The organism is Neobacillus phoenicis (genome assembly GCF_047302305.1).
In the GTDB taxonomy this organism is placed as follows: Bacteria; Bacillota; Bacilli; order Bacillales; family Cytobacillaceae; genus Neobacillus.
This window is the reverse complement of record NZ_CP154847.1, coordinates 2778145-2801625: the sequence shown is the minus strand read 5'-3', so window position 1 is coordinate 2801625 and position 23481 is coordinate 2778145. Positions and strand designations below refer to the sequence as shown.

Below are 23481 nucleotides of genomic sequence, written 5' to 3'. Positions count from 1 at the left end.
GATGTTGATTGATAGAATTACCATTCTCTTTAATAAAAGATATCTTTATTTAATCAAAAAAACGCCCCGAAGGACGTTCTTGTAATAAATCTAGGAGTTTTGCTGTACCTCATTGTTAGAGGTATTTTTAGAAAGCTGGCCTATTTCAAAGCTGTAGCCACAGAGACTTCGGGTGATGTTACCTTGTCATAAAAATCTACAAATTTATCACGGTCGACGCTATCTCGATAAGCCATGGCAACACGTGGATGTTCATTAAGTACACCAGAAATCATATAAGGAATGATATAGCCCCATTCCCACTTTTGACGCATCTCAAGCATGTGCTTTTCAATTACGCCAAGGACAGGTTTAATCTCATAGCTTGATTTCTGTATGTAGCTAACAAGCAGCTCAGTGTTACAGTTACCAGCCGCTCGTCCCATGCCATAAACAGAAGAATCAAGAAATGTAACCCCATTTCGGATTGCAGTTAATGTATTGGCGAACGCTAACTGCATGTTATTATGTGTATGAATTCCAAGTTGTTTGTTTGGTACCATAGTTTTGAACTTTTTCACTTGGTGCTCAATATCTATAGGGTCTAAACTTCCAAAAGAATCAACGATATATACAACATCAACAGGACTTTCCTTCACCAATTCAAACGCTTTAATTAGCTGTTGTTCAGGGACACTTGATAAAGCCATAATGTTTAGTGAAGTTTCATATCCTAAATCATGAAACATTTGTACAAGTTCTAAGCCCTTATCTACTTCTCGAATATAGCAAGCAACTCGAATCATGTCTAAAACACTATGCTCACGAGGTAATATGTCATTGGGATCAACTCGTCCAATATCGACCAGAGCCGATAGCTTCGTGAACTTTTTCACAGGGATAATTTCTTTGAGAAAGTTATCATCAAGAAATCTCCATGGATTGGGTTCAGTTGCTTTAAGAAGCTTAGGAGAATTCTTATAGCCAATCTCCATATATTCCACACCCGCTTCACTTAGACCATTATACAAGTCTTGAACAAATTCAACGCTGAAATCCCAATTGTTAACTAAGCCCCCATCACGAATGGTACAGTCTAAAATTTTGGTATGATGTTCCATGATAATTATTCCCCCTGTTTGTCCCGTTTTTATCAATTTTACCTTTAACCTTTTACGCTTTTATGTACTAAAATATCTTATTGTGTTTATATCACGGTTGTTAAACGGAGTCAATCTTTTTCCGAAAATTCGACTTATTAAAAAGTAATCATCTATAACTGGAATGTCGATTAAAACAATAGAAATCTTTAACACATATAATATAAAAAGCAGGAACACTGAGGCTGTTGACAAAATGTTTGTCGTCAGCCCTGCCCTGCTTTTTTATTTAGAATTTAGTATGATAGTTATCGATTTCCCACGCATGAACTGCTGTTCGGTAGCTATTCCATTCCGCTTTTTTCATTGAAACATATTCACTATAGACGTGTTGACCTAGTGTTTTAGAAGCAATCTCTCCAGATTCTAATGCTTTTAATGCATCAGCTAAACTTCCTGGCAGGTTATCAATACCTCGAAATGCTCTTTCTTCCTCTGTCATGTGGAAGATATCTTCATTAATTGGAGCTGGTGCTTGTAATCCTTTTTCAATTCCATCCAGCCCTGCAGAAGCAATGACTGCAAATGTTAAATAAGGGTTTGATGAAGGATCTGGACAGCGTAATTCTACACGTGTAGCTAGACCTTTCTTTGCTGGAATACGAATTAGCGCTGAACGGTTTGAAGCAGACCATGCGATATAACAAGGCGCTTCATAACCAGGTACTAAGCGCTTATAAGAATTTACTAACGGATTTGTTACTGCAGTAAAGCTCTTTACATTTTCTAGTACACCTGCAATAAACTGATACGCTTTTTCCGATAATTGTAACCCATCTGTTGGATCATAGAAGGCATTTTCGCTTCCTTCAAAGAAAGACATATTAACATGCATTCCCGAACCATTAATTCCAAATACTGGTTTCGGCATAAATGTAGCATGTAATCCAAATTTCTTCGCAACGGTCTTTACAACCCACTTATATGTAGTTGCAAGGTCTGCTGCCGTAAGTACATCCGCATATTTAAAGTTAATTTCATGCTGCCCTTCCGCTACCTCGTGGTGAGATGCCTCAATGGTAAAGCCCATTGCTTTTAGCGCACGGTAAATTTCCAAACGGACGCGTTCGCCTAGATCATGTGGCGAAGGTTCAAAATAGCCTGCCTTGTCACTGATTTCTTGTGTTGCATACCCATTTTCATCAGTTTTAAAAAGAAAAAACTCTAATTCAGGGCCAACTGAAATGGTATAACCATGATCAGCTGCACGATCTACCGTTTTCTTTAGAACATTTCTTGTATCTCCATCAAAAGGTGTTCCGTCTGGATTATTAATAGAGCATAAGAATCGCCCTTCAGCATAACCCGCTTCAACCGTCCAAGGTAGAACAGCAAACGTGGCTAAATCTGGTTGAAGATAAAGGTCTGATTTATTAATAGGTGAAAAACCTTTAATTGAGGACCCATCAAACATCATTTTACCATCTACTACATCTTCTAATTGCTCACTTGTAACTGTGATGTGCTTTAGAATGCCTTCAATATCGACGAATTGCAAGTGTAATAGTTCAACGCTTTTTTCTTTAATCGTTTCTTTAATTTGTTCTAATGTTGTTGCATCTACAGGAGTCTTTGAAATAAGTGTTTTAGCCACGTTACATTACCTCTCGTTTTCATGTTAGATTTTATGACATCATTAATTAATACTATGATTATAGTTAAAAAAAGATAGTTTGACAATCTTTTTTAAGTATATTTTTTGAATATTTATACCATTATTTAAGTAAGCGTTTTCATTAATAACCTTCTAATACCCAGCTTTTTTTAAATTTTGGGTTTCAATTTGTATTCATAAATATACATTGATATTCATCTTTGTTTAACAGCAAATATGTAAGGAGGATTTTTTATGCTAAACTATCAATATTACAAACTACATAATTACGCTAGTGAGGGTGAACTATCGTGAAGAAACGAATTGCATTATCTTGGAGTGGTGGGAAGGATTGTTGTATGGCTTTGGATACGCTTATAAAGAAAGGATACGAGGTCGCATGCCTTGTTACAACCGTTCCCAAAGAACTTGGTCGAACATTTGGCCATGGAGAGCGAATAGAAATGATTAGTTTACAGGGAGAAGCTCTTTCTATACCTGTTCACTTTATCGAATGCTCCTACAACACTTATACAGATCAATTTGTTACAGCTCTTCAAACCTTAAAGAAACAATATAAGATTACTGGTATTGCTTATGGTGATTTATATTTAGATGAACACCGTGATTGGGGTGAAAAAGTAGCTGCCGCTGCAGATGTGAAGTCATTGTATCCCCTTTGGTCCCAAAAGGAAGATGCATTGCAACTGCTAAAAAATTTTGTCCAATCAGGCTATGAAGCAGTTGTTGTTCGTGTAAGAGAAGATGTACTAGATGAGACCTGGCTTGGCAGAAACCTTGATGAATCCTTCCTCCAAGACGTACAAAAGACTACTATTTGCCCAATGGGAGAATCAGGTGAATACCATACCTTCGTATATGATGGTCCCCTATTTTCGAAAAGATTTCAATTGGTGCCGGGTGAATTCATACAACTTGAAACAACAAAAAAATTAGAATTTACTAGTTTTCATCTTGTTGACTAAACTTAGTAAGTTTATGATATAAAACGTCATCATCCATTTTAGATGATGACGTTTAGGCACCTTTAGATTTTAGTAAACATATATAATTCAGCCTGAAACTTGTCTAGAATTTGTGTAAATGATGCTTCCATGAAAAGTGGGAACAGGTTTTCAAGTGCTTCCTCGTAATTTTGACCCATTGCTTCTCGTAACATAACAAACTTTTCAAAGAGCATTGCTTTTTCAAAATCGATTCCAAGTTCATAGAGTCCATAAAACAAATTTTCTTTTGGAATTCTTTTAATCTTTTTAAAGACCTGCTCATTTTTTTCAATAAACTTTTCGTTTAAGTAATGAGTGACATAATCGGTATATATCATTTGACCAATTTCATTTGTTTCGTTTTTTAAATAATTGAACCCTATAACGTTTTCTTCCTTATTTTCATGTAAAATAAATGTTTGATTTCCCCGCAAATGAGCAATAAAGCTCTTTACATTTTTATCAAAAATTTTATTGAATTGGATGATTTGATGTAGTTTACTAGCAAATTCCCTATGTTCTTCACCCACCACAAATAAGCGGTCAACGATTGGCAAAAGCTTTAATACCCCTTCAGATAATTTGCTGGATGCATCGTAAATAATGATATCATGCTCTTTCTTCATTTGTTTTACTTTTCGTTTTTGTTCTGAAACGGACAATTTAGAGAATTCATGGAATAGCTCACTCGATGGGCTTTCTTTTTCCAAAGTACCGTAAGAAATAAATGCAACCGATAGATTAGTGTTCATTTTCAACCATTGGTAGATGGAAAGAGACAATTCTGTTACACCTGATTTTGCTTTTGGAGAATAAAAACCAACTAAATACATTTTCCTCACCTGCCTTAATTAATCCTATTCACAGGTGATAAAATGGTTTGAGACAAACCTCTATTATGAAAAAATTCTACCCTACCCCCTGACAAAAAGTTAGCAAAAGTACTTTCCATATTTCTAGAAGCAATTATTGGATTAATGTATAAATAAAAAAACGCCAATTGGCGTTTCCTACTTGTACTTCGTGCCAGAGTGATTCTGGTCTTTACTATTTTTCCCTTTATCTAATTCTTGCTTACTAATTTTATTTTTCCATTGTTCATAGGTGATTCTAGAATAACCTTCATCATTTAAGTATTGGATATAATCTTTTCCAAAAGTATAGATCAATTACTTCACCTCCCTGCTTATTAACAAATGTATGCGCTTACACAACAAGAAAACACTGTGTTACATAAATATTTCTTTATATCCTAATTTAAATCTTTTACGTCAATTTCCTTCTTTTTTCGATTATTTCTACAAAAAAATAACATACTTTTCATATCCGTCTAATATATTGAAAAAGAAAAAGATGAAGGGTGGATATTAGTAAATGGAGAACAATTCGCATGTTTTTTATAATGGCAAGAAATATGTAATTCTTTATAAGTATACTTCAGGTTATTGCGAGATTAAGGAAGTCGGAAGCATACATAATATTGAGTTGGTACATTTAACAGAAATAAAAAAATTAGACTAAATTATAGTGCTGGAAAAGGCTATTTTCCCTTTTTCACTTCTTAAATCACTCGCATTAGAAAAATTATTCACCGGAAGTCCATATCCATAATAAAAAGCCCTAAACAAGGGCTCTTTATATTATGGATACCATTTCTACAGATGGTTCACTTTAGTACTTTTCTAAACAGATTGTTTGATTTCACATTATTTTATTTAACAATATAATCACTCTATCAATTTCTTCCTTAGTTGAATTCCTGCCTAAACTAAACCGGATAGCTCCCATCCCAACCTCTTCAGGAACATTCATCTCCTTCAATACAGGTGATAGTTCTATGCTACCAGCATGACACGCTGATCCAGTTGATGCCGCAAGACAAGGAATAGACTCTAATAGTTCTTGGCCAATTTTATTTACAAAACTTACATTCAAGGTATTTGGCAGCCGTTCCTCAGGATGTCCATTCAGGACAAGCTGTTCCCCAAACACGCCCTTTAGTCTCCCCCAAAAATAGTCGGTCAAATCTTTTATTCTATTATTCCCTACTTCTTTAGAAGCGATTTCACATGCCTTGCCTAATCCCACTGCTAGTAAAGTATTTTCGGTGCCAGCACGAAGTCCAAACTCATGCCCCGCTCCGTGTATTAGAGGTTCAAGGTGGATTCCATCTCTTTTATATAGTGCACCAATTCCTTTCGGTGCATATAGTTTATGACCAGCGATCGTTAGCAAATCTACTTTTAAATCATTCACTTGGACAGGGACTTTTCCAACGGATTGAGACGCATCTGTATGAAAGGCAATTCCTTTCCTTTCCGCTATTTCCCCAATTTCCATTATTGGCTGTAATGTACCAACTTCATTATTGGAGTGCATAATTGTAATCAAAATTGTTTCTTTTGTAATCGCCTTTTCGATTTCTTTAGGTGATACTCTACCAAACCGGTCAACTCCTACGTAAGTTATCCTTGCCCCTAATTGTTCAAGGAACTTACAAGGACTTACGATAGCGGGGTGTTCAATTTTTGAAGTAATGATATGGTTGCCTTTATGCTTATTTTTAAAATAAAAACCTTTTAAAGCAAGGTTATTTGCCTCACTTCCACCACTTGTAAAAATGATTTCCCCAGGAGTACAAGCAATTAATTCAGCCACCTGTTCTCTTGCTTTATGTAAAAATTCCTTAACTGGTTTTCCTGACCAATGTAAGGCTGAAGGATTCCCATAATAATCCAGTAGCAGCGGTTGCATCGCACTTACTACATCAGGAGCCAAAGGGGTACTAGCATTATAATCCAAATAAATCATTTCCATATAGCCCTCCTCCCTTCTAAGGATCATTTCACCTATGTTTCTCTAATTCTACCACAAGTTGTAGCCGTATTTTCCTTTCATTTGTCTTCAATCCATTTTTATCCTGAAGTTGTCAATCCATCAATTAATAAATAAAAAAGAGCCTTATAAATGCAGTTATTGCAAATAAATGGCTCTTACTTTTATTATTCTTGCCTATTTGAGCTCTACTTAATATTAAATTTCTAACTTTTCCAATTCAATAATCTTTTTCAGATAACCATATCCCTTTTGCCCAAGTATGTCGATTTCATTATTGGTTGCTAGAAGAATTTGATCCCTACACTTGGATATTCTTTGAATCATTGGGTGGATTGTTAGGCTTGATAGATTTACAAAATCATATAAATCGTTTAAGCAAGCAGGTAATTTATAGCCTTTATTGCTACTAGCAATTAAGAGACCGCTATCACGGAGCTTAGACACCACCGATGAGCGAAAGTTATGCGGATTTAGTTTTAAGTCCCTAATGGCATTCAGATTATCTAAAATTTCTTCCGTATACACATATTCATCAGGATTTTCTTTCAGATTAAATAAAAGAAACTTAAGAAAATCGATTCGAAGCTTTTCATCCTCCTCCTCACTTTTTCGATGTTTTTCAACATATTGATAGGTTAGATTCACCGAATGTTGGATGATAACGTCATTGTACCTAGAATCCTGATTCGTTGATTTGTAATCATAGAGAAAGTCCTTATAATCAAGAGGTAATAGATTAATGGCTGCTATTTTATTTCTTATAATTTTGAAAAAAGAGCGGTACTGGTTAGATTGGTGGGTTAGATCATAGCCCTTTGCCAAAGTTCCAGCAATTACATCTGCCAATTGAAGAAGAATATTCGATTTACTATTGTTGAACCCAAATGTCGAATGATTAAATAAATCCGGTATACTCTTTGTTCTTATATAATTTTTAAATTCTCGTAAAAATAATTTTTCATCTCGGTTGTCTGCCACCAGGTCAAGCTGTTCAAATGATCTATTCAGGTCCTTATAGACCATTTTATTTACATATTTTACAAATGAAGATTTAGACATGATGCCGCTGTCTTCCCTTATTTTTCGCTTATCAATTACATAGGCGTATACACTAAAAGGTAAATCCTTTATTTCATTCAAAATTTGCATTCTTTGAGTATGGTCATTGTCGAAACTTCTAGTAGTTAGATCCCCAGTTTGAACATATGCTTGTCTTATCCTATCCATTTCTTGTTCTAAACTAGCTTTATTTGAATCTTTTACAAGAATGGCAACAATAATAAAGTGGGTTGAAACATCGCTTTTATCAAAGTCAAAACGATAATCCCCAAATTCATCTAAAAATCCATATTGAATCTCGTCCAAGTTCTACCACCTCACAAATTTTTACTTTTATATACAAATTCTACAAAATCAACTTTAACCCTCTAAAAAATTATATTTTGGTGCCTGTCCCCCATCACTTTAAAGGATTAACGTCATGTATAAAAAAGAACTTCCATCATGGAAGTCCTACTCTCGTATAAACCAAACCTTTGATATTAAATTGTTTTCTACTTCATAAATGGCCATTAAGCTTGTACTTTCTCTAGTAAGCCCACTCGTTGCAATTTCCCAATCTATTACTTTGTTACCGACAATGGAACGATTTTTTATTTCTGCAAAATTTTTCTTTTTGAATGTTTCTGTATACCTTTCAATTAATTCTTGTTTTCCACATAAAGTTATGTTGATATCCGGAAATGTGTAAACCGTAATATCATCTGCATATGTACTGGCAAAGCCTTCAATATCCTGTTTGTTATAATATTCAATTTGTTGTTGAACAACTTGTTCAATCGACATAAACTTCCACTCCATTACTATTTATTGATTTTATATTATAAGGGTGAGCGTTGGTTGTAAACTTTTTCACTCTAGAATAGTGCATCTCAATATCGCTTATGAAGAACGATTTACGTGTAATTCATGAAGCATCATCCTTCCTTTTTATAAAAACTTTATCAACATACTTGTACTTTCAACACAGAATGGGAAAAATATAGGCAAATGATAAAAAGGGGCGTTTAAATGTGAAAGAAAACAAAAATGAGGCAGTTGAAGCAAATCAACAAATGGATCAATTATTTTATGACTTTGGGTCTAGGAACTCCGTTTCAGAGGGCTCTGAGGAAGATATGGCAAATAACGAAATCCAGGAGCAGTTCTATGGAAATGACAAAGCAGGCAATTCTCTTCCGTTTCATGTTGACGTTAACAATCCACCCATTAAAAAGTAAAAAGAGCTTATTTCTTTTTATGAATTTTGACCTACGTATTTAATTAAAAAATGCAGCTTAATAAGGGACACTATTATTGTGCCCCTTATTAGACAGCTTGAACTTTGCTTATTCTTCCACTACTTTCACTAGCTGTTTACCAATGTTATCTCCACGGAATAGTCCTAGAAATGCTTCCACCGTATTTTCAAAGCCTTCAACGATATTCTCGCGGTATTGAATCTTACCTTCTTTTACCCATTGTGATAACTGAATTAATCCTTCCTTATTATGATCTGCATAATCAGATACAATAAAGCCTTTCATCAATGAACTAGTTGTCAACAGTTGCCCCGCTACTCTTGGTCCTATCTCCGGCTTTTCTAAGTTATACTGCGAGATTTGTCCGCAAATAGCTGTTCGAGACTGGAAATTAATTAAAGTCATTACAGCATCGCTTACTTTACCTCCGACATTGTCGAAATAAACATCGACTCCTGAAGGACAGGCTTCCTTCAGTGCTTTGCGAAGGTTTTCTTCTGTTTTATAGTTAATAGCAGCATCAAAGCCTAATTCTTCTGTTAAAAACCTACATTTGTCATCTGCTCCTGCAATTCCTACAACACGGCAACCTTTTAACTTCGCAATTTGGCCAACAATTGTTCCAACTGCTCCCGATGCTCCTGAAACAACAACTGTTTCCCCTTCTTTCGGCTGTCCTATGAACATTAAACCAAAATAGGCAGTCAACCCAGGCATTCCTAGTACATGAAGGGCCGTGGTAATAGGCGCTAACTCAGGATTGACCTTACGGATGGTACTACCATCTGACACATTGTATTCTGCCCACTCCAACCGCCCTTCTACATATTGTCCCTCTTGAAACCTTGTATTTTTAGATTCAACGATTTCCCCAACCATGCCTCCAATAAATGGTTCTCCTACCTCATAAGGTTTCGCATAGGATTTTGCATCCGACATCCTACCACGCATATAAGGATCCACAGACAGATAAAGAGTACGGATAAGTACCTCACCCTCACTAATTTTCGGAATGTTGCTCTCAACTATGTCAAAATTACTTGCATCTGGCATTCCTTTCGGACGACTAGCTAACAATATTTTTCGATTTACATTCTTGCTCATCCAACCACCCCATTCATTTAAATATCTCAAGTAGCTGCCGCTGGTTGCTTTGTTTACAAGTTCGATTTTGTTTACTCATTTCCCTGCTTAATTTTTTCATGATTTAATATTTTCAAACTGAGTAATACTCTTACCTAAAGCCTTCTTTTAAGTGATTGAAGATCGATGTGTTATACTGTGCTTATACTTTGCGTAACCACTTAGAATACATTTTAGGAGAGAGTTTATGAATTACAAATTAGTCATCTTAGATATTGACGGAACCATCCTTCCTCATGGAAAAACAAAACTGAGTCATGCGACAAAGGATGCGATCCAACTGTTGAGGGAAAAAAAGATACAGGTTATCATCGCTACAGGAAGAGCCCCCTATTTTTCAGAGTCCATAATTCAAGAAACCGGAGTAGAATCTATGGTCTTTTTTAATGGGTCATATGCTTATCATGATGGGAAAGAAATATATAAGAGTTCTATAGAAAAACAGATCTTAGAGAAAGTACATCTATTATCAAATGATTTTCAGCATCCTCTCACTTTTTTAAGCGGAACAAGTTTTAAGTCCACAGATCTAAGACACCCATACGTGATTGAAGCATACCAACATGACCCATGGAAGCCAGAACTTGCACCGGCTCAATTTTGGACAGATGAAGACATATACCAATTGTTCTTACATTGCGATATGGAGGAAGAGCTTCACTATCAAACCAATATTCCGGAGTTAGATTTCAGAAGATGGAGCTCCGGCGCTAGAACTTGTGATGTTAATTTATCTAACTCCAACAAAGCTGTAGGTATTTCTAAACTATTAGAAAAGCTAGGCATAGCACCCGACGAGGCCGTTGCATTTGGAGATGGCCTAAATGATATTGAAATGCTTTCTTTGGTTGGAATGGGAGTGGCTATGGGTTCTGGGAATGAAGAATTAAAACAAGTGGCCAATATGGTAACACTCTCAGCCGAAGAAGACGGTGTACGATATGGTCTAGAACGACTTGGATTAATCTAAGCACCTTTCCCTTAAATAATTTATAAATAAAAGGGAGATTATCTGTAACAGGGTAATCTCCCTTTTTTTATGCTTATACATAAAAAAGGTAAAAAGATGTAAGTATATAAATTATAGTTATTTAAGTGGGGGAGGTTAGGTTTTGCAATTGATTAATTTTTTAAAAATACCGCTAATAATAACCTTTTTAGCTGTAATCTTATTAACCAATGGTGACCAAAGTAAAGTAGTACAAGCATTTTCAAATCAAGTCCTACAGCGAGGTGCTGTGGGGGAAGATGTAATTGAATTGCAATCACGACTTACATATAATGGATTTTATAAAAGTAAGATAGATGGTGTGTTTGGTTGGGATACTTACTGGGCAGTCAGGAATTTCCAAGACAAATTCGGACTCCCTGTTGATGGAGTTGTAGGCACCAAAACGAAAGAAATACTGGTGAGAGCGACAAAATATGAACAGAAAGGAAATTCTGTTAATAGCTCAAATGTACCAAATGGTTATACACAAAATGAAATTCAATTAATGGCAAACGCGGTTTACGGAGAATCACGTGGAGAACCATATGAGGGTCAAGTCGCTGTAGCTGCCGTTATCCTTAATAGGGTCCAAAGTGTATCTTTCCCTAATACAGTCCCAGGCGTCATCTATGAACCCGGAGCCTTCACAGCTGTTGCGGATGGACAAATAAATTTAACACCAAATGAAACAGCAAAAAAGGCTGTTCTTGATGCCATAAATGGATGGGACCCTAGTGGTGGAGCTCTTTATTATTTTAACCCCGCTACTGCGACGAGCAGTTGGATCTGGAGTCGACCCCAGATCAAAAAAATTGGGAAACACATATTTTGCAAATAAATTTAGCTGTCATATACAACGAATCATTTTTTGTATATGACAGCTTTTTAATTATTTAAAATTGGAATTAGTACAGACTTATCATATACTTTTAATAGTTATTAATTATCATTTTATTAATCTCTAGAAAGGAAAATTATTTATGGCTATCCAATACGAAGTGATTTCTGAAGAAAATATTGATTGTCTAAAGGATCTTGTAAATGAATTAATGGCTTATCAAAAATCTAAAGCAACGATTCATCCTGAATTTTTTGATAATATGAATTTTGAAACTAGAATGATCCCTTCTCTCAAGAGCGCCAAATATAATTACATAGTAGTAGCAAAAGATAATGATGAAATTGTGGGATATGTGTATAGCAACATTTCCTCTAAGGAAACCTATTCAAATGATTTTGCTACCTTTTTTGACCTTGCTTCTGTAAAAAATGAAGATGTCGGTTGTCTTTCACAGTTTTATATCAAAGAAGGTTATCGTAGCCTGGGCATTGGTTCTGTCTTATTCGAAAAATCGAAAGATTGGTTACGTTCATTTCCGTCAATTGATGATTTGTTTATTTTTGTATCAAACGGCAACGATGAAGCCTTAAAGTTCTATCAAGGTAAAGGTTTCAAAATAAGTCACCAAATACTCGATGGATTTATTACTGTTTTAAGAAGCACTTAATCAACAATAATAATAACTTGTAGAAATTGTCCCTATGGACTTCATTCTACAAGCTTTTTTGTTTTTATTTATACATTTTAGGAACTAACAAAATGATAACAATCGCTATTAGACAGCTAGCAGGGAAATAGGCTATGCTAGACTATTGTGTTTTTTCCCATTCAGCGATTTCCTCCCGAACTCGAGGCGCTACCTCTTTACCCAACAGCTCGATAGCTCTCATGACCTCTTCATGAGGCATGGTACCTACAGGAACGTGAAGGAAAAAGCGTGTGATTCCAACATTCTTTCGAAGGTGGATGATTTTTTGAGCAACTGTTTCTGAATCACCAACGTACAACGCCCCTTCAAAGCTTCTTGCTGCATCAAAGCTTGATCGGTCGTAATGTCCCCATCCCCGCTCCCTACCTAGCACATTCATAGCTTGCTGGGTAGATGGGAAAAATTTGTCTGCTGCTAGTTGAGTTGTTTCAGCGATAAAACCATGTGAATGTGAGGCAACAGAAAGTTTCGATAAATCGTGCCCAGCTTGTGCTGCAGCTCTCTTATAAAGTTTAACTAATGGAGCAAATCGAACTGGACTGCCTCCAATAATCGCTAATACAAGTGGTAAGCCGAGAACACCTGCTCGAATAACCGATTCCGTGTTTCCACCACTGCCAATCCATATTGGGAGGGGGTCTTGAACAGGTCTTGGATACACGCCAAGGTTATTAATGGCTGGTCGATGTCTCCCTTTCCAAGTTACTTTCTCAGACTCGCGCAATTTTAACAAGAGGTCCAGTTTCTCCTCGAATAATTCATCATAATCCCTTAGATTGTAGCCAAACAGCGGGAACGATTCAATGAAAGAACCCCTTCCGGCCATGATTTCTGCCCGTCCATTTGAAATAGCATCAAGTGTAGCAAAATCTTGAAATACACGTACCGGATCTACAGAAGATAGTACCGTAACGGCACTAGTCAATCGTATCCGCTTCGTTTGAGATGCTGCAGCAGCCAGAACAACTGCAGGAGAAGAAGCCGCATAATCCTTTCGGTGGTGCTCCCCGACACCAAACACATCTAATCCTACTTGATCAGCAAGAACAATTTCCTCCACTACTTCACGTATTCTCTGTGCATGACTTATTACTTCTCCGGTCTGAACGTCAGGTGTGGTTTCTACAAAGGTACTAATTCCTATCTCCAAAGTTCATTCCTCCCATATTACTCTTCTGCTCATTGCGACTATGTAAGTATATACCATAACCAGTAATATTTTTATTTTTAAGCACTGAATTTAGGTTATTAAAAGCATAACAGAGAAACAATAAGTTTTAGTTTATTGGAAAAAGGGTGCAAAATATGGATTTTTTTCAAAGCCAAGAATCACTAACCTCAATTGAATGGGTTTTACGTGCTGTTGTTAGTTTTTTCTTTTTGGTTATCATTGGTAAAGTTCTAGGACAGCGTGCTATCTCCCAATTAAGACTGCTTGATTTTGTTATTGCTCTAGTCATTGGCAACATTATTGCCCATCCATTGTCTGACCATCACCTTGGGTTAAAAGGGTCCGTCATTTCCACCATTGTATTAGTAACCTTATATCTTGGTGGTATATTCATCATTCTTAAATGGCCATGGTTTAGAATGCTAATTAACAGTGCACCAATCCTACTCGTACAAGATGGAGAGATTTTATATAAAGGACTTAAAAAGGCAAGGATTACTGTAGATTTGTTATTAGGTGAATTACGTAAGGAAAAAGTAGCTGATGTGAAGAGCGTGGCATTAGCTTTTTGGGAGGCAGATGGTACAATATCCATTTTTCTAGATCCTAAATACCAACCCATTACACCATCGACCATGCAAATAAAGACAGAACCTTTCGATTTACCAAGGACGATTATCAAAGAAGGTAAAATAAATTCTAATGAGTTACTGCAAATACAAAAGGACGAAGACTGGGTAATATCTAAATTAGAAAATTTATATCAAACTGATATCAAAAACGTCTTGCTGGCAACTGTGGATAAGAATGATAACCTTAAGGTCTTTTTTTATCGGTAGATACTTTGGGAACTACTATAAAGTTAATTAAAACCAGGTTTATCTGGTTTTATTTTTTGTTCCCTTGCATAATTATTAAATGAAAAATAAATTTTCTATCTGACCAAACTGACAAACAAAATTATCTGTTTACATAATAAAATTATAAATCACTTGAAAGTATTTAAAATGGTCCCTTCTTTATAATAGCGACTTTTTTATAACCATTCATCAGGCACTGAACTATTGTCAGCGATAGAAAATGCAGCATTTGTGATTGCTTCTACTAACGTTTCTCCAGTTTCACTAACATCATTAAAGCAAACCTCGGAAACGCCATTTGTTTTATATGTAAACCCCCATTTTTCTAATCTCTCAACGATTACCATCGCTGGTCAAGGTTATGTTCAGGTTCAAAATCTGAAACAGGAATAAATGCAGCCTTTTCAAAATCATACCATCGATCCCATCTATTTAATTTCCAACCCAGTATTCTTCAAGCTATAATTTCTGTTCTGTTGATATGTATTGGCTCCTTTTCTTTAGACATAATTACTTTACCATTTAAGTTTTTCGGTCCTACGTTATTTATTGTCAATTTTTTTTATAATATTTGCTATCATGTTAATGTATAAAGGTTTTTCACGATTAGAACCAAGTGACAAGGGGAATGTAATAGTTAGAGGTGATCATATTGAAAATTAATTTAACCAAAAACGCATATCTCCAATTAAAAACGGTTTTCCCTGAGAGAACTTCTGTTAGGATTATTGCTCAGCAAACTAGTGGTTGAGGTAGCACTATTGTGTATGAACTTGCTCAGGATGAGCAGGTAGAACATGATGAAGTGTATCTATTTGAGGAGATTACTTTCCTTGTTAGCCCGGAAGTACAAGCATATCTTGATGGAGATATCGTTATCGACCATACAAAAAATTATGGGTATGTCCTAAAGAATGATTACGAAATCTTAACTTTTGGAATGAAGCTAAAAATGAGTTAATGAGCCCCTGTCATTGCTATGAAAGCCAAAATACAATGAATTTTTATAAAAAATGTCCTCCATCGCACTGATGAAGGACAAACCTCAAACAACATCGCTCAAAAATGTCTTTCATCATGCCAATGAAGGACAAATCTCTTACTCAATCAATCAGAAATGTCTTTCATTCCATCTTTAAAGATAAATATCCCCACATTCAAGTTTACATAATATTTTTATAGTCGTGTATTAACTGCTTATTTAAAGTCTACCCTTCCCTCCAACGCTCTACTACCATCGCAATTCCTTGACCCCCTGCAATGCATAATGTTGCCAGTCCGTAAGTTAACTTAGTCTTTTGCAATTCATGAAGAAGCGTAACTAGGATTCTTGCGCCTGAACAGCCTAGTGGATGACCTAAAGCAATCCCTCCGCCATTAACGTTAACCTTTTTTCGGTCTAAGTCAGGCCAATGCTTTAGACATGCAATTGCTTGTGCAGCAAATGCTTCATTCAACTCAATGAGATCTACATCATGTATTGTTAAACCAGCTTTTTCTAATGCTTTTTCACTGGCAGAAACTGGACCAAGCCCCATCTCTTTAGGCGACACACCAGTAACAGCCCAAGATTTAATGTGTGCTAGTGGAGTCAGGCCCAATTTTTCTGCTTTTTCTTCACTCATCAGCATTAAGACCGCTGCCCCGTCATTCCGGCCGGATGAATTACCTGCTGTTACTGTGCCCCCTTCTTTAAAAGCGGGCTTAAGAGTGGATAATTTTTCTAGAGATGTTCTTCTAGGGTGCTCATCAACTGCGAAGAACAAGCTTTCACCCTTGCCAATGGGAACATTTATTGGTACAATTTCAGCTGAAAAACGCTCGTTCTCCAAAGCTCTTTGTGCTTTTTCTTGACTATCAAGTGCAAAGTGATCTTGTTCTTCTCTGGAAATCTCAAATATTTCTGCTAACCATTCAGCTGTTTGGCCCATGTTAAACGTTCCATATAAATCTTGAGGCTGGGAGCATGGTTGGCTGCGGGTATTGGAATCAAATAGTGTTAAATCACCTGGATTTAACCCCTTCCTATTACCAACAAAGTAATAAGGTGCTTGAGACATACTTTCTACTCCGCCGGCTAAAACCACCTCTGATTGACCTGTCTTTAGGGACATAACTCCATTAATAACAGCTTGAAGTCCTGAACCACATTGCATTTGTACCGTATGCCCAGTCACATTTTCAGAAAATCTGGCTTTTAACGCTGCAACCCTGGCAATGTTAGGTGTTTCGGCACTCTGTTTAGTTTGACCTATGATTACTTCATCTACAATAGAAGAATTATAACCAATAGAAGACAAATTATTATTCATTACAGTAGCTAGAAAATCTTCTGGTGGCACAGTCGAAAGCGTACCACCAAATTTTCCGACTGCTGTCCTAAGCGCACTTACAATAACGACCATTATTGTTTCACTCTCCTATTATTCTCTAAAATATCCTCACAGCTCAACCCAACCCTGAACCGCGCGTCTGTCTTTGATTTAACAGATTCAATTGTTTGACCGGTTGATAATTCAATAAGGACTAATCCTTCTTCATCCACCTCGAAAACTGCCAGTTCAGTTATGATTAGGTCTACTTTTCTAAGTGAAGTAACTGGGTACTGTAATTCTTTTACTATTTTAGATTCGCCTTCCTTGGTGGTGTGTAAAGTGGTGACAATGACTTTTCTTGATCCCTCTAACAAGTCCATTGCTCCACCCACACCTAAAACACTTTTTCCAGGAACGGCCCAGTTCGCCACCCTGCCATTCTCATCAACCTGAAGGACACCTAAAATGGACACATCAACATGCCCTCCGCGAATCATCGCAAAAGATGAGGCACTGTCAAAGAATGAGGCTCCTTGCTCCACAGTAACAGGAAGTTTCCCAGCATTCACCAGGTTTTTATCAACTTCATCCGCTTGAGGAGTTGGTCCAACACCTAAAATTCCATTCTCTGAGTGTAGATAGACATTTATCTCCTCGGGGACATAATCAGCTACCAATGTTGGTATACCAATGCCTAGATTAACAATATCACCATCTTCTAAAGCTAGACCTGCCCTTTTTGCAATTATGTGTTTATTACTCATACGATTTCTTCCTCCTTAATGACGAGATAATCCACGAAGAGATGAGGTGTTACAATTTCTTCAGGTGATAACTCTCCTGCTTTCACAATTTGATCTACTTCAGCAATCACTACCTTAGCCGCAGTTGCCATAATAGGATTAAAATTCCTAGCTGATTTTGTATACACTAAGTTTCCTAATTCATCTGCTTTATGTGCTTTTATTAAGGCTATGTCAGCCTTTAATGACGACTGCAAAATATATTTCTTGCCTTCAATCTCTCTCTCTTCTTTTCCTTTTGTAATCTCAGTACCAGCACCCACTGGTGTATAAAAGGCTGCAATTCCAGCTCCACCAGCACGAATCGCTTCTGAAAAAGTTCCTTGTGGCAGCAATTCAATCTCTAAATCTCCCATTTGGTAGGCTTTGACAACATCTGGATTACTAGTAAAATACGAACCTATACCTTTTCTAATTCTCTTTTCCTTTACAAGCACGCCAAGCCCTTTCCCAGGCTCTCCAAGATTATTACTGATTATTTCTAAGTTTGTTATTCCTGACTGTTGTAACGAACGCAATATGGTTAATGGACAACCTACTAATCCAAATCCTCCAACCATAACCCTATTTCCATCTTTAATTATTGATGCTGCTTCCATTGTCGAAATTAATTTATTCATTCTCAATCCCCCAAAATTATTTACTACTTATTCATTAAGACAAACAAAAAGCTGAGCAATATTCTAATAGACTACTAAAATGTTGTACATTTCAGTAGCCTTTCAAATTTGCTCAGCTTTAATAAGACCATGAGAGAGGAAAATCTCTCACTTTATTAAAACTAATCTAGTTTTTATTATTGATTTGATCCCAATATCTTTGTACTGCCGATTGCAGTGCGACAATGATGGCCTGTTGGGAGGGAGCAAAATAATGGTCCTTAATCGTTTGAACTAAAGGATCAATCCCATCTTTCAAACAATAACCGATGAGAATTTTTTCAAAAAATCCTTTAGTTAGACCCGTCACAAAAGTGAAATCCGCATTTTCTATAGTGTGACTCTGATGGTTAATCTCTAGAACAATTCCCGCATGTTTATATAATTCATGCATAGATGTCCCTTGAGGGGCTTTTGCATAACCCGTAACAATCACTGTTTCTAATTGATTAATAACAACCCCTCCTAAAAATAATAATTATTTTCCGATAATAACAAATATTCAGAATAATTATAGTAAGTAGGTGGAGACTTGTCAATAGCTTTTACCTTTATGAGAATACTACATTTTCCTTCCATAATCTTTCTAATTCCGCTCTTGCTTCAATAACCTTTGGATGAAATTGGACATCTGCAGTAGCTCTAGTACACTCAACATCTCTTATACTTGTTTCTATTTCCGCCACGGTGACAGCCCCTGCATTTAATCGTTTACAAATTGATAATCCAGCCAGTTGTCCTTGTGCCATTGCTACCTTGGCACTTTCAATCCCAGTAATATTCCCAGCTACAAACAGATTGGGTACATTTGTTTGTAGTTCCCTATTATGTAGCGGGACAACACCCGATAATCCATCTAAATACACAAATTTGCATCCAGCTGTGGCTGCCAATTCATTGAGTGGTGTTAATCCACCAGATATACAAACACAATCAACTGTAATGTTAACTGCCTTTTCAGTAGGACTGCCCTTCATATCTATCTTTGCAATAGAAACATTCTCCACTTCTGTCTGACCAATGATTTCTTGTAAAGAATGTCGCAAATAGATTGGTATTCCCCACATTTTAATGCCCATCGGAGGATAAAAACGAGCAGCTAACTTTCTACCGGTTTTAGATTTTAATAGTTTTCCACTACTTCTTATCCATGCTGAAGGAGCATGGATAGTTAAATCTTGTAATGCCTTTAATTGAGATGTAGGTGATGCATACGGAGAAAAAGGATGGTTAGGAAGCATATAAATACCAATTACATCAGCACCTGCAAGTTTCATTGACCGTGCGATGGTTAATGATAAAATATCTATCCCAGCCACAATTACTTTTTTTCCTGGTAAAACTCCATAGACATTCGTCATTACCTGTGCTGCGCCGATTGAAATGACCCCTGGGAGTGTCCAACCAGGTAGGGGGATCGGTTTTTCAACCGCTCCCGTTGCAAGCAAAAGACATTCTGACCTTATGATTAAGGCATCCTCATTTCTTGTAAGATCGGACACATATACCTTCCACCCTTTTTCCAATCCCCAAACTTGTTTTCCTGATAAAATTCGAACATTAACTGAACGGGCCCTCTGAATTAAATCATCAGCATGCTCTTTACCCATCCACCATTTCTTTCCATTTCCTTCTTCGTGAAGTTGACCTAGTAATTTCCCCCCAGGTGATGGATGATCATCAACCACAACGACTTTAACGCCTCTTGTTCCCATTTCAATTGCCGCCGATAATCCAGCAGGCCCCCCGCCAACAACCACTACATCAGTCTTCATCTCACCCTCCTCCATAAGGCCGTTCTCTTAATCGTGATATGAGTAATATTCTTCTCCTTCTTGAATAAGAGTCGTACAGGCCTTAATTAACCCTATATCCTGACGGTAGATTCTACATTCATAGCATTGGCCAATCCCACAGTACATTCCTCTAGGCTCGTTATTTTTTTCACTATGTCGTAATATTTTTACACCGTTTGCCCATAAGGCGACACCAATCGTATCTCCTTCCATTCCTTTATATACATTATTATTGAAAGAGAAAGAGACTGTCTTTCTTGCCTTTTTTCCGATCAATGGATGGTCAATTCTCACCTTTGTATCTCCCTTGCAACAATTTGAGAAAGTGAAACAGGACGAGTAGGCTGATGAATAGTTAACATACTTGGATGTTCTAGAATTCCCTTTTTATGATTGGAAAACAAACATTCCAATGCTGTTCTGCAAATCCTACCTTGACAAATCCCCATTCCTGCACGTGTAGCCATTTTTAATTCCTGTACAGTACCAGCTCCTTCATTTATTGCCGCTTTTAAGCTTTCAAAAGAAACTTCCTCACAACGACATACCATGTAAGAATGATTAAACATATTGATTCCCTGCCTTTTGCCCAAACCGTGACACTGAAAAGGTAGACAATATAGAAGTTTCAATAGGATTTACCCTTCCAGCAAAATAGTTTGATAAACTTTTTGCCATTATTTTCCCCATCACAGCAGACATACCGTATCCATGACCGTTATATCCTGCAGATATGAAGGCATTTTCCCAAGAATTAATCTTTCCAAAGTAAGGCAGATGATCCCTTGTTAGCTCTACTGTCCCGGCAAAAGCCCTGATTAATTGCATATTCCTGTAACCTGGAAAAATTTCTATGAATCTCTTAGTAAGAAATTCAATTGCAAAGTTAGTATTAGACACATCATATCCATTGGTCTCCCAAGGTCCTCCCCCTCCAAAAAGGATGTTACCTGCATGAGATTGTCTGAGGTAAATGGAATTACCCGCTACAAAGGGGTGAATATTTCTCTTTTTCATAATCTCAGTTACAAGAATTTGAGAGCGTCTTGGAAAAACAGGTATCTCTTCATTTAATTTTTTGCAAAGCTCTGTGGTCCATGGACCTGCACAGAAAAGGTAGGCGTCGGATTGATAATCCCTTTGATGTGTAACAACAGATTCTATTTCATGTTGTTTGGTTTTAAATTCAATAACTTCGCAATGATCTATAACTTGTGCACCATTTTTTCTGAGATAGGAAATGATACTTTTAATCGTAGTAAACGGATAACTTTGCGCATCCACTTCACTAAATAGCCCCATCGTAATTTGAGAGTCTATTTCAGGTAAAATGGTTTTTAGTTCATTACTTGAGAGGATCTTTACTTTTAATCCCGAAGCGTAATAGAGATCATGTGCTGCGAGTAGTTGCTGCTTCTCGATTTCATTTCTAGCAAACATCACATTACCGGAACGAACAAATTTAGTATCAATCCCCTCAAGTTCGAGCGCATCCCAGATATCGATCGCTATACGGGCAAAGGGCATCTCCCTAAGCTCACGCCCTAAAGCCAGTACTCCTCCACCGTTTCTTCCAGATGCTGCAGCACCAAACGATTTTCGTTCTAAGATCGTTACACCGAATCCACTTTTTTGAAGGAAGTACGCAGCCATAAGGCCTATAATGCCACCGCCAATTATTGTAATTGTCTTTTTTTTAGCGGGGATTATTGTAGGATCTGATAAGTATTCTTTTAATTGTTCATAGATCTCCTTAGCATATAAGGCACTACCTATTGAATCTTTTTCAACCTGCAATGAAAGTAAACTAAGCCGGTTCATCTCTTGATCCATATTTTTACGCCCTTTATCTTCTTTTTCGGATGAAAAGTTCTATTATTTAACTAATCTTAGAAAAGAACTAAGCCTCTCGCTTTTAGGATTATTTAGGACTTCGAGTGCTTTGCCTTCTTCCTCGATAACCCCATTGTGCATAAAAATAACACGATCAGCTACTTCCTTGGCAAATCCAATTTCATGAGTAACGACAACCATCGTCATTCCTTCTAATGCTAATTGCTTCATGACGTGTAAAACCTCACCAACCAATTCAGGGTCTAGAGCGGATGTAGGCTCATCAAAAAGCATGATTTTAGGATTCATCGCTAAAGCTCTAGCAATTGCAACGCGTTGTTGCTGTCCGCCGGAAAGCTTCTTAGGATACACATCCTTCTTATCCAATAATCCTACCTTTTCTAAAAGTTTGATTCCTTCAGCTTCAGCCTCGGTTACACTCTTTTTCAGCACTTCAATTGGGCCTACCGTTACATTTTCAAGAACAGTCATATGTGGAAATAGATTAAATTGCTGGAATACCATCCCTACTTCCTGCCTAATTTTACTAATATTCTTGTCAGAATTATTCAGTGTAATATCATCAATAATGACTTTTCCATTATTGATCGTTTCGAGTCGATTTAAACAACGGAGCAAAGTACTTTTCCCTGAACCACTTGCTCCAATCAAAGCAATGACTTCTCCTTTATTTACTTGCAGGTTTACTCCTTTTAACACCTCTAATTTATCGAAACTTTTATGAAGATTTTCAACTGATATAATTGGTTGTGCAGTTTCAATTTCTTTTTGCATGTTTAGGGCTTCCACTCTATTTCCTCCTAGCGATCACTTATGCTCAATCGAACTTCCACTCTATTTAAAATAAAGGTGAACAGTGTTGTCATAATAAGGTAAAACCCAGCAGCAGCAACATAAAATTCAATAAAAGCAAAATTTGTCGAGGCAAATCGTTGTGAAACCATCATAAGTTCAGATACAGTGACTAATGAAGCTAAAGAAGAATCTTTTAACATCATGATAGCCTGATTTCCAAGTGATGGTACACTAACTCGAATAGCTTGAGGAAGAATAATTTTCTTCATAATCGTTGGATATTTCATACCAAGAGACTCCGCTGCTTCTACCTGTCCTTTGGGTATCGATTGAATACCACCACGGTATATCTCAGCAATATACGCTGCAGAGTTGATTCCTAACGCAATTACCGAGGATACAAAAGGTGAAAGCTCAATCCCGATTTGCGGTAAACCAAAGTAGACAATAAATAACTGGACAAGCATAGGAGTGCCGCGAATAATCCATAAGTAGAAGTCAGCAATGAGCGACAAAACTTTTATTGATGAAATTTTCATTAATGCTATGAAAAGACCCAAGATCAAACCAATAAAAATGGATACTACTGAAAGTTCTAATGTGACTATTGTTGCCTTGAGCATAAATGGAATAAATTTTGTTACTAAACTAAAATCAAGCATCAAA

General features: G+C 36.7%; 27 protein-coding genes. 8 read left to right on the top strand and 19 right to left on the bottom strand.

The window, feature by feature from the left end; translation table 11 throughout:
* Positions 1 to 140 precede the first annotated feature (140 nt).
* Entirely contained in the window at positions 141 to 1100 is a 960-nt protein-coding gene (locus AA0X95_RS14580) for an aldolase catalytic domain-containing protein (protein ID WP_413298979.1), read from the bottom strand.
* 268 nt (positions 1101 to 1368) lie between these two features.
* The gene (glnA, locus tag AA0X95_RS14575) at positions 1369 to 2733 is read right to left on the bottom strand and encodes a type I glutamate--ammonia ligase (protein WP_413298977.1); all 1365 of its coding nucleotides are present in this window, start codon (positions 2731 to 2733) and stop codon (positions 1369 to 1371) included.
* Between the two features lie 311 nt (positions 2734 to 3044).
* On the opposite strand from glnA, the gene AA0X95_RS14570 reads away from it, so the two are divergent.
* Positions 3045 to 3719, top strand: a complete 675-nt coding sequence (locus AA0X95_RS14570; protein ID WP_413298975.1) for a diphthine--ammonia ligase — start codon at positions 3045 to 3047, stop codon at positions 3717 to 3719.
* A 62-nt stretch (positions 3720 to 3781) separates the two neighbouring features.
* On the opposite strand, the gene AA0X95_RS14565 is transcribed toward AA0X95_RS14570, so the two are convergent.
* The 5 genes from AA0X95_RS14565 to AA0X95_RS14545 all read right to left on the bottom strand — a co-directional run bounded on the left by AA0X95_RS14565 (position 3782) and on the right by AA0X95_RS14545 (position 8423).
* Positions 3782 to 4573, bottom strand: coding sequence for a hypothetical protein (locus AA0X95_RS14565; RefSeq protein ID WP_413298973.1), 792 nt, complete (start codon positions 4571 to 4573; stop codon positions 3782 to 3784).
* 177 nt (positions 4574 to 4750) lie between these two features.
* On the bottom strand, positions 4751 to 4909 hold the full coding sequence (locus AA0X95_RS14560) for a hypothetical protein (RefSeq protein WP_413298971.1): 159 nt from the start codon (positions 4907 to 4909) through the stop codon (positions 4751 to 4753).
* 532 nt (positions 4910 to 5441) lie between these two features.
* Positions 5442 to 6557 carry a cysteine desulfurase family protein gene (locus AA0X95_RS14555; protein WP_413298969.1) on the bottom strand — a complete coding sequence of 372 codons (1116 nt, stop codon included), beginning with the start codon at positions 6555 to 6557 and terminating at the stop codon, positions 5442 to 5444.
* Between the two features lie 216 nt (positions 6558 to 6773).
* Positions 6774 to 7943 carry a DUF3800 domain-containing protein gene (locus tag AA0X95_RS14550; RefSeq protein ID WP_413298967.1) on the bottom strand — a complete coding sequence of 390 codons (1170 nt, stop codon included), beginning with the start codon at positions 7941 to 7943 and terminating at the stop codon, positions 6774 to 6776.
* 147 nt (positions 7944 to 8090) lie between these two features.
* A complete protein-coding gene (locus AA0X95_RS14545) occupies positions 8091 to 8423 on the bottom strand; it encodes a steroid delta-isomerase (protein WP_413298965.1) in 333 nt (110 codons plus the stop codon).
* Between the two features lie 227 nt (positions 8424 to 8650).
* On the opposite strand from AA0X95_RS14545, the gene AA0X95_RS14540 reads away from it, so the two are divergent.
* The gene (locus AA0X95_RS14540) at positions 8651 to 8857 is read left to right on the top strand and encodes a hypothetical protein (protein WP_413298964.1); all 207 of its coding nucleotides are present in this window, start codon (positions 8651 to 8653) and stop codon (positions 8855 to 8857) included.
* A gap of 108 nt (positions 8858 to 8965) precedes the next feature.
* Here the strand turns inward: AA0X95_RS14540 and AA0X95_RS14535 are convergent, their stop codons facing one another.
* Positions 8966 to 9982: an NADP-dependent oxidoreductase gene (locus tag AA0X95_RS14535; protein ID WP_413298962.1), complete on the bottom strand. Its 1017-nt coding sequence runs from the start codon at positions 9980 to 9982 to the stop codon at positions 8966 to 8968.
* 226 nt (positions 9983 to 10208) lie between these two features.
* Between AA0X95_RS14535 and AA0X95_RS14530 the strand changes: the two genes are divergently transcribed.
* The 3 genes from AA0X95_RS14530 to AA0X95_RS14520 all read left to right on the top strand — a co-directional run bounded on the left by AA0X95_RS14530 (position 10209) and on the right by AA0X95_RS14520 (position 12520).
* Entirely contained in the window at positions 10209 to 10991 is a 783-nt protein-coding gene (locus tag AA0X95_RS14530; RefSeq protein ID WP_413298960.1) for a Cof-type HAD-IIB family hydrolase, read from the top strand.
* Between the two features lie 166 nt (positions 10992 to 11157).
* Entirely contained in the window at positions 11158 to 11850 is a 693-nt protein-coding gene (gene sleB / locus AA0X95_RS14525) for a spore cortex-lytic enzyme (RefSeq protein ID WP_413310045.1), read from the top strand.
* Positions 11851 to 11992: 142 nt separating this feature from the next.
* Positions 11993 to 12520 (top strand): GNAT family N-acetyltransferase, encoded by a 528-nt coding sequence (locus tag AA0X95_RS14520; RefSeq protein WP_413298958.1) that lies wholly within the window; start codon positions 11993 to 11995, stop codon positions 12518 to 12520.
* Between the two features lie 142 nt (positions 12521 to 12662).
* Here the strand turns inward: AA0X95_RS14520 and AA0X95_RS14515 are convergent, their stop codons facing one another.
* On the bottom strand, positions 12663 to 13712 hold the full coding sequence (locus AA0X95_RS14515; protein WP_413298956.1) for an LLM class flavin-dependent oxidoreductase: 1050 nt from the start codon (positions 13710 to 13712) through the stop codon (positions 12663 to 12665).
* Positions 13713 to 13867: 155 nt separating this feature from the next.
* Here AA0X95_RS14515 and AA0X95_RS14510 point away from each other — a divergent pair, with 155 nt between their 5' ends.
* The 3 genes from AA0X95_RS14510 to AA0X95_RS14500 all read left to right on the top strand — a co-directional run bounded on the left by AA0X95_RS14510 (position 13868) and on the right by AA0X95_RS14500 (position 15554).
* Positions 13868 to 14572, top strand: a complete 705-nt coding sequence (locus tag AA0X95_RS14510) for a DUF421 domain-containing protein (RefSeq protein WP_413298954.1) — start codon at positions 13868 to 13870, stop codon at positions 14570 to 14572.
* Positions 14573 to 14797: 225 nt separating this feature from the next.
* Positions 14798 to 14986, top strand: coding sequence for a hypothetical protein (locus AA0X95_RS14505; protein ID WP_413298953.1), 189 nt, complete (start codon positions 14798 to 14800; stop codon positions 14984 to 14986).
* A gap of 370 nt (positions 14987 to 15356) precedes the next feature.
* The gene (locus AA0X95_RS14500; RefSeq protein ID WP_413298951.1) at positions 15357 to 15554 is read left to right on the top strand and encodes a hypothetical protein; all 198 of its coding nucleotides are present in this window, start codon (positions 15357 to 15359) and stop codon (positions 15552 to 15554) included.
* Positions 15555 to 15801: 247 nt separating this feature from the next.
* On the opposite strand, the gene AA0X95_RS14495 is transcribed toward AA0X95_RS14500, so the two are convergent.
* The 10 genes from AA0X95_RS14495 to AA0X95_RS14450 form a co-directional block, all read right to left on the bottom strand.
* Positions 15802 to 16998, bottom strand: a complete 1197-nt coding sequence (locus AA0X95_RS14495; protein WP_413298949.1) for a thiolase family protein — start codon at positions 16996 to 16998, stop codon at positions 15802 to 15804.
* The gene (locus AA0X95_RS14490; RefSeq protein WP_413298947.1) at positions 16998 to 17672 is read right to left on the bottom strand and encodes a 3-oxoacid CoA-transferase subunit B; all 675 of its coding nucleotides are present in this window, start codon (positions 17670 to 17672) and stop codon (positions 16998 to 17000) included. The genes AA0X95_RS14495 and AA0X95_RS14490 overlap by 1 nt, the downstream gene beginning before the upstream one ends.
* Entirely contained in the window at positions 17669 to 18331 is a 663-nt protein-coding gene (locus tag AA0X95_RS14485) for a CoA transferase subunit A (RefSeq protein WP_413298945.1), read from the bottom strand. The genes AA0X95_RS14490 and AA0X95_RS14485 overlap by 4 nt, the downstream gene beginning before the upstream one ends.
* Before the next feature lie 166 nt (positions 18332 to 18497).
* Positions 18498 to 18806, bottom strand: coding sequence for a DUF3870 domain-containing protein (locus AA0X95_RS14480; protein WP_413298943.1), 309 nt, complete (start codon positions 18804 to 18806; stop codon positions 18498 to 18500).
* Positions 18807 to 18921: 115 nt separating this feature from the next.
* Positions 18922 to 20145, bottom strand: coding sequence for an NAD(P)/FAD-dependent oxidoreductase (locus AA0X95_RS14475; RefSeq protein ID WP_413298941.1), 1224 nt, complete (start codon positions 20143 to 20145; stop codon positions 18922 to 18924).
* A 27-nt stretch (positions 20146 to 20172) separates the two neighbouring features.
* Positions 20173 to 20460: a (2Fe-2S)-binding protein gene (locus AA0X95_RS14470; RefSeq protein WP_413298939.1), complete on the bottom strand. Its 288-nt coding sequence runs from the start codon at positions 20458 to 20460 to the stop codon at positions 20173 to 20175.
* Positions 20457 to 20735, bottom strand: a complete 279-nt coding sequence (locus AA0X95_RS14465; RefSeq protein ID WP_413298937.1) for a (2Fe-2S)-binding protein — start codon at positions 20733 to 20735, stop codon at positions 20457 to 20459. Before AA0X95_RS14465 ends, AA0X95_RS14470 begins: the two co-directional genes overlap by 4 nt.
* Positions 20728 to 21999, bottom strand: a complete 1272-nt coding sequence (locus tag AA0X95_RS14460; protein ID WP_413298935.1) for an NAD(P)/FAD-dependent oxidoreductase — start codon at positions 21997 to 21999, stop codon at positions 20728 to 20730. Before AA0X95_RS14460 ends, AA0X95_RS14465 begins: the two co-directional genes overlap by 8 nt.
* Positions 22000 to 22041: 42 nt before the next feature.
* The gene (locus tag AA0X95_RS14455; RefSeq protein ID WP_413310043.1) at positions 22042 to 22764 is read right to left on the bottom strand and encodes an amino acid ABC transporter ATP-binding protein; all 723 of its coding nucleotides are present in this window, start codon (positions 22762 to 22764) and stop codon (positions 22042 to 22044) included.
* A gap of 56 nt (positions 22765 to 22820) precedes the next feature.
* Positions 22821 to 23477 carry an amino acid ABC transporter permease gene (locus AA0X95_RS14450; protein ID WP_413298933.1) on the bottom strand — a complete coding sequence of 219 codons (657 nt, stop codon included), beginning with the start codon at positions 23475 to 23477 and terminating at the stop codon, positions 22821 to 22823.
* Positions 23478 to 23481 lie beyond the last annotated feature (4 nt).